This window comes from Hyphomicrobiales bacterium (assembly GCA_030688605.1).
Taxonomy (GTDB): Bacteria; Pseudomonadota; Alphaproteobacteria; order Rhizobiales; family NORP267; genus JAUYJB01.
In genome coordinates this window covers 1-5,354 of record JAUYJB010000178.1, presented here as the reverse complement: position 1 = coordinate 5,354, position 5,354 = coordinate 1, and the positions used below count along the sequence as shown (strand labels likewise).

4 protein-coding genes are annotated in these 5,354 nt (G+C 60.0%); all 4 read right to left on the bottom strand.

All coding sequences use genetic code 11. From position 1 onward, the window contains the following. Positions 1-252: 252 nt before the first annotated feature. Positions 253-633: a hypothetical protein gene (locus Q8P46_18685; protein ID MDP2622171.1), complete on the bottom strand. Its 381-nt coding sequence runs from the start codon at positions 631-633 to the stop codon at positions 253-255. Between the two features lies 1 nt (position 634). Continuing rightward, positions 635-982, bottom strand: a complete 348-nt coding sequence (locus tag Q8P46_18680) for a hypothetical protein (protein MDP2622170.1) — start codon at positions 980-982, stop codon at positions 635-637. Between the two features lie 28 nt (positions 983-1,010). Next, positions 1,011-1,304, bottom strand: a complete 294-nt coding sequence (locus Q8P46_18675) for a hypothetical protein (protein MDP2622169.1) — start codon at positions 1,302-1,304, stop codon at positions 1,011-1,013. Continuing rightward, positions 1,301-5,354, bottom strand: a 4,054-nt coding sequence (locus tag Q8P46_18670; protein ID MDP2622168.1) for a hypothetical protein, incomplete at its 5' end; no start/stop codon positions are given. The genes Q8P46_18670 and Q8P46_18675, both read right to left, overlap by 4 nt.

The following is a 5,354-nucleotide window of genomic DNA, read 5'->3' as shown; positions in this document are numbered from 1 at the left end:
TGCGCACGGTAGAAGCTCCAGGTCACGAGGAGCATGAATACCGCCAGCACGGCGTCGGATGCGTTCATGATGGCTCGAACGGACGGAAGTGCACAGCGAATTTATCCGTCTCTGCCATCCGATGCCCCTGTCCTTTGTCAGCGAGAACACAAGCGAGACATACTCTCGTCCGTGGAGCGTAGTCCTTCAGCTCAGTGAGACACCCGCAGACCTCGCACACGTCCCGCTCTGGCTCGGTGAGCATGATGCCCCCTATTTCAGTATCCAGCGCGAAATAAAAACAACGAGCGCAGACGCGATGAACGCAATCAAGCCGCTAACGATCAGCGTCTTGCCGTCCGTGTTGGCCTTTCCAAGCTCCAACATCCTGACTTTTTCGTTGAGCGAGTTGATCTGAAGTCGAACTTCATCCTTTGTCGAAAAGTTTCCGGCTTGGTCCTTGAGCGTGTCCCGAAACTCGTTCATGCCCTCAAGGCGCTTGTCGATCTGGCTAGCCGCCTTGCTCGTGTCATCGTCGATCTTCCTGATCTGCGATGCGAAGTGCCTATCCAGCCATTCGATCTTGCCTTGGAAATGGCGATCCAGCCAGCTTATCTGAGCCTCGATATGCTCCTTCAGTGGCACGTCGCTCATTTCAGTTGCCACCGTTCTTTTTCAGCGCCTGCAATTCTTCGCGCAACGGGCAATGCAAAATCGCGCATGTGAGTTCCTGGCCTCTCCGTGGCCGCTCGCCAAGCTCCCTGATCACCATCTCGGAGTGCGTGTGAAATGCTGAGGCCATTCTGTCGATCTTGTCATAGATTCGCTCACGGTCATCTTTATCCTCCTTCATCTTCTGATCGAACCGTGAAACTATCCCCTGCAGCGCCACCGCGTCGGCCTTGACTCGGATCAGCCCGTGCGTGTGCTTCCACGCCCACGTGATCAGCGCACCGTATGCGGCGAGGACTGCCATGACGATCTGTTCCCAGGCGTTTTGCACGTTTGCTCTCCTTCGCGTCGCTTGTCGCCTACCTTTTCGCCTGCTTGCGCCGCTGCACGAGGTTGTTGCCAACCACTGCGACGTAGAGCACGAGAATGAACCAGTACGCCCACGGCTGCATCAAGTCGTTGCCATGCGCGTACAGGAACACGCCGAGCGCGATGCCCTTGCCCAGGAACAGCGCCTCGTCCTGGCCGATCCATTTGAACAGCCGGCCGATTGGTGCAACCTCCCGTCCGCCGTCGAGCAGGATGTCGATCGTCAGCGCGAGGTCGGCGAACTGGAGCGCGATGATTGCCCAGAATAGGTAGAGCGTGTTCATGGTGATGGCCTTTCCTGTTGCAGAAGCGGTTGAGCTCGATCAGCGATATCTCCGCGCATCTTTTTCGGTGCGCCCTCGATAGTACGCTGTAAGCGCGGCTTTTGTGCAGACTCCAGCGCCCTCTTGATGGTCGTTTCGCTCACGTCAACCCCAGCGCGCTCCATGTCAGCCTGAATTTTGTTCAGTGCAGCATCAAGCTTCGCCTCGTTATGCCCATAGGTGCGCACAGCAGAGACGATCCGGTTGACGTATAGCGATGTCTTCTTCCGCTCAAGCGCAATGTCCTTGGCGTCACCAGCCCACTCGTCTCGCGCCATCGACACCTTCGTCGGCGTCGAGCCAACCGCCATGCGCAGCAGGTCGGTCTTGGTGATATTCTGCTCGGTGAAGTCCGGCCGGTTCTTCCACGGATTTATCCACGCGATCTTGTTGTCGGCGAGCGCGTTGGCGAATGCCTCTCTTTCCGTGAAGGCAGTCGGGAAGATGGGCATGCCGTTGGCGGAGGCCTCGATCGCCTTCAACGGCTTTCCGAAGCCTGGCGACAGGTTGTAGAGTTGGTCCACGACCCCGGCCTGCAATTCGCCCAAGCTCCTGGCTTTGTCCCAGGACGAAAACCACGGACCCAAGAGGTCGGTCGCCTGCGATGGCGTGAACTGCTCACCCATGCCTGCGCGCGCGCTCATGTCCTCGCCAAGCGCGTAGGCGGGCAGGCCGCGCGCGAAGGTTAGCCAAGCCGCGGCGACAAGTTCCCCCTTCGCCTGCGCTGCCAGGGCTGCTTTCTTGAGTTCTTCGATCGGGTCCCAGTCGGAAACCCACTTGATAATGCTACCCAGAAGGGTAACGAACGGGAGCCCAAGAGCGCCAGCCGTGAGGAATAGAGATGTAAGGTGCCACAGGATGGCGTCCCGATCGATCTGCACTTCTTCGTCATAGATGGACTCCCCGGTAACGCCCTTCCTCCCAAGCTCGAAGGTGAAGGCGATCTGCTGGAACATATAGTTTTTGAAGATCGCCGGCACGCGGACGAACGTGTTGCGCAGCAGTTCGGCCTTGCTCGAGGCTCCGTACCGATGCTGTGTGAAGCCCATCGTAGCCTCAGCTTCCTTAAAGGCGGGCCCGGGCAGCGCTCCGCGGTCTTTGGCGCGGTGGTACGCCCCAAGGAAGGCAACCGCCCGGTTCGTGTTCTCAGTCGTCCTGAACGGCAGCATCGACCAGAATGCGGCCTTGTGCTGGATGATCGCCATCAGTTGCTGCTCGGTGTAGGTGTCGTTCGAGAACGTGTCGCTGCGCTGCAAGAGGCGCCAATCTTCGTTCGGTGCCTCGCGCAGCCCGAGCTTCCACGACGCCCACGAGCGCACCGCCTCCCCAGTCTTGGCTATCCCGATCGCCGTGTACTTCGGCTTGAGCACAGGCAGGGTGTTGTTGATCGTCTGCGTCATGTTGACCACGGCCGAGCCGAGATTGAACACCATCCCGAGCTTCAGGTGGCTCATGTCGGAAACCATGACTTGGGTGATCGCGCGAGACTTGAACTCGGTGTCCTGAGCGAGCCCGCGGTACATGGTGTAGCCGACCCAGCCGGCGATCAGCCCTGCGGCGAATGGATTTGTTGATATCCCGGCAAGTGCTGTCACGCCGGAGCCAAGCGCCGGGAATCCGATAAGCGCGGCCTTGCCCCACGGCTTGGACAGAGTCTTGTCGATCACCTCGTCAATGGACCCCTCCATCGGCTGCTTCTGCCCGTTCATGTCCCGGATGTAGGCGTCCATCATGCTCGTCAGGACCGGATATTGCTGGTTGGCCGACCGGAAGGGCGACATGCCAATCTTTTCCATGTCGTTAATCGCCCGGTACTTGAACTTGTCCAGGTAGACGTAGCGCGTGACCTCGCTGATGTGCGCGCGCATGATCTTGTCCATGTCCGTGCTGAATCCCTCGACACCCTTCCTCTGCTGCGTGAACCCGGCGATACGGCGGCGGAAGCGGCGGCGAATAACACCACCCATGACGTCGTGGAGATCCTGACCGGCCAGCCCAGTGATCTTGCTCACCTTGGCCATCGTCGTCCAGTATGAGGCGTCCGTCAGGGTTGTCGCGGCCGAGTTCGGAAACTTGAACTGCACGGCACGCACCACGAACTGGTCTTCAGGCGAGGCAATGGCCACGCGCTCCGAGGCGGCAGTTGCCGAGCGCTGGTCCGGGTGGAAGCCGTGTTTCGTGCCGGCCACCAAATGATGAACCGTTTCGGTAACTGGAGCCCCAGCATCGTCCAAGGTCGGTTTCCCGTCCTTGTCCAGCACTGGCTGCTCGACCAGCTTGTATACCGCCCAGGTGCCGAAGAACTTGTGCGGCAGATACCCGACCTTGGTGCGTATCGACGTTGCCGCCAAGATGCCATCCAGCCGGTCGACTTCATCCAGCAGGTCGGCGTATTCCTGCGTCTGCTCACGGATTCCCTGCATCTGGCGTTCAATGTCGTCAAGGGTGTCCAGCAGGGCCTGGTCTGTGCCGGCGGCGGCGCGCGCTCTCACGCGCAGGCGCGAGCGGCGTCCGTAGAGGGACCGGAACAGCTTGTCGTCCATGGCGGTGATCGTGCGCATGCGCTCGAGGATGGCAGTCTTGCGCGCCCGGTACTTGGGAAGCATCGAGCGACGGTGCATGTCCACAAAGCGCCCCATCTTCTCGACCAACGTGCGGAAGTCCTTGTACGCCTGGATGATCTTCGGATCGGTCCAGCCAAGATCGTTGCGCAACTGGTCCTCTGTGAACTCGACCTCGTCCGCCTCGCCCACCCACAGGGTATCGGTCAGGGTTTCCCATCCTTCCTTGTCGCCACGGAAGCGGTTGCGGATTTCGTTGTACTCTTTCGTCAGGCTGTGCTGCGTGCTCGCGATGAAGGTTTCGATCTCCGTTGCGAACTTCTGCGTACCGCGCAGCACCGGGGAGCTGTAGAAGGCGTTCTTCGGGTTGACGACGAATCTGGGTAACGACCACTTGTCCTTGCTGCCCTGCTTCTCGATGACGGTGACGTTGGGTGGGAGGTTGCGGCCGAGGCTGAACTTTTCCTCCTCCCGCATCGCATCGAGCTTCTCGCCGTTCCTTTCAAGCAAGGCGATGCGGTCGAGGGTTGGCTGATCCCAGATGACGTAATTGTAGGTGCCGCCTTCTTTTCCGCGCGACTGCTGATCCAGATACCGGTTGCCGACGATGTCTATGGAGGCGAGATATTCGGAGGCGGCCTTTCTTCCGTCCGTAGTTCTTGCCATGTCTTGTGCATAATTTCCAGTTGGACCACCGAATTGGTCGGCTAGCCCCTGGTACAAACCGGCACCGGAAATAGAGCCGAACCACTGCCCTTCGCCTTGTTTCTTGCCACGGTTAACGGCATTCAGAATACGTGGTTGTTCACTCAGCGGCCTATCCCAATCCAGCAGCTTCGGCAGCACGTCATCGGGGATATCGAGGCGGTAGAGGTTTGGCTTCGACACGTCCAGCATTTCAACGTCTGCGAACGGACCAGTGCCTCCGGCCTTGAATGTTCCGCCAGTTTGCCGTCCTACCGCATATGACTTTCCTACCCCCTCCGTCTCCGCCGAGTACCACCCCCACCCATAAGCCTGCGCCCCCTCCCCAGTCCCGATCTTGTCCAGCCTCGGGCGGCCGTGCGGGAAGCCGGGCTCGGGCGGCCAGATGTGCGGTGTGCCGTGGTAAACGGCGTGAAACTTCTCCAGCACAGCATTCAGATCGTCCCGCACGGCCGCCCGGTATGACTCAGGCATCGCCTTGTAGCCTTCCAGCGTCATGCTGGCAAGGTCCGCCATGCTGCCCTTCCTGACCGCCCCGCCGACCGTCCCAGCCTCGACGCTTGCGAAGATGTCCTCGATCGACTGGAACCCGAGCCCGCGCAGAGCATTGCCAAGCCGCTCAAGGAACTGGCGGATGCGCTCGAAGGCCCTGCCGACCGGCCCAGCGAACTTGCCGCCCTCACGGAAATACTCGAAGGCGTTGGCGATCCCCTCCTCGTTGTTGGGGACCCGGTACTGCTTCATC

Coding starts and splice junctions, on each gene's coding strand:
- Q8P46_18685 (MDP2622171.1), bottom strand. CDS start 633: ATGAGCGACGTGCCACTGAAGGAGCATATCGAGGCTCAGATAAGCTGG.
- Q8P46_18675 (MDP2622169.1), bottom strand. CDS start 1,304: ATGAACACGCTCTACCTATTCTGGGCAATCATCGCGCTCCAGTTCGCC.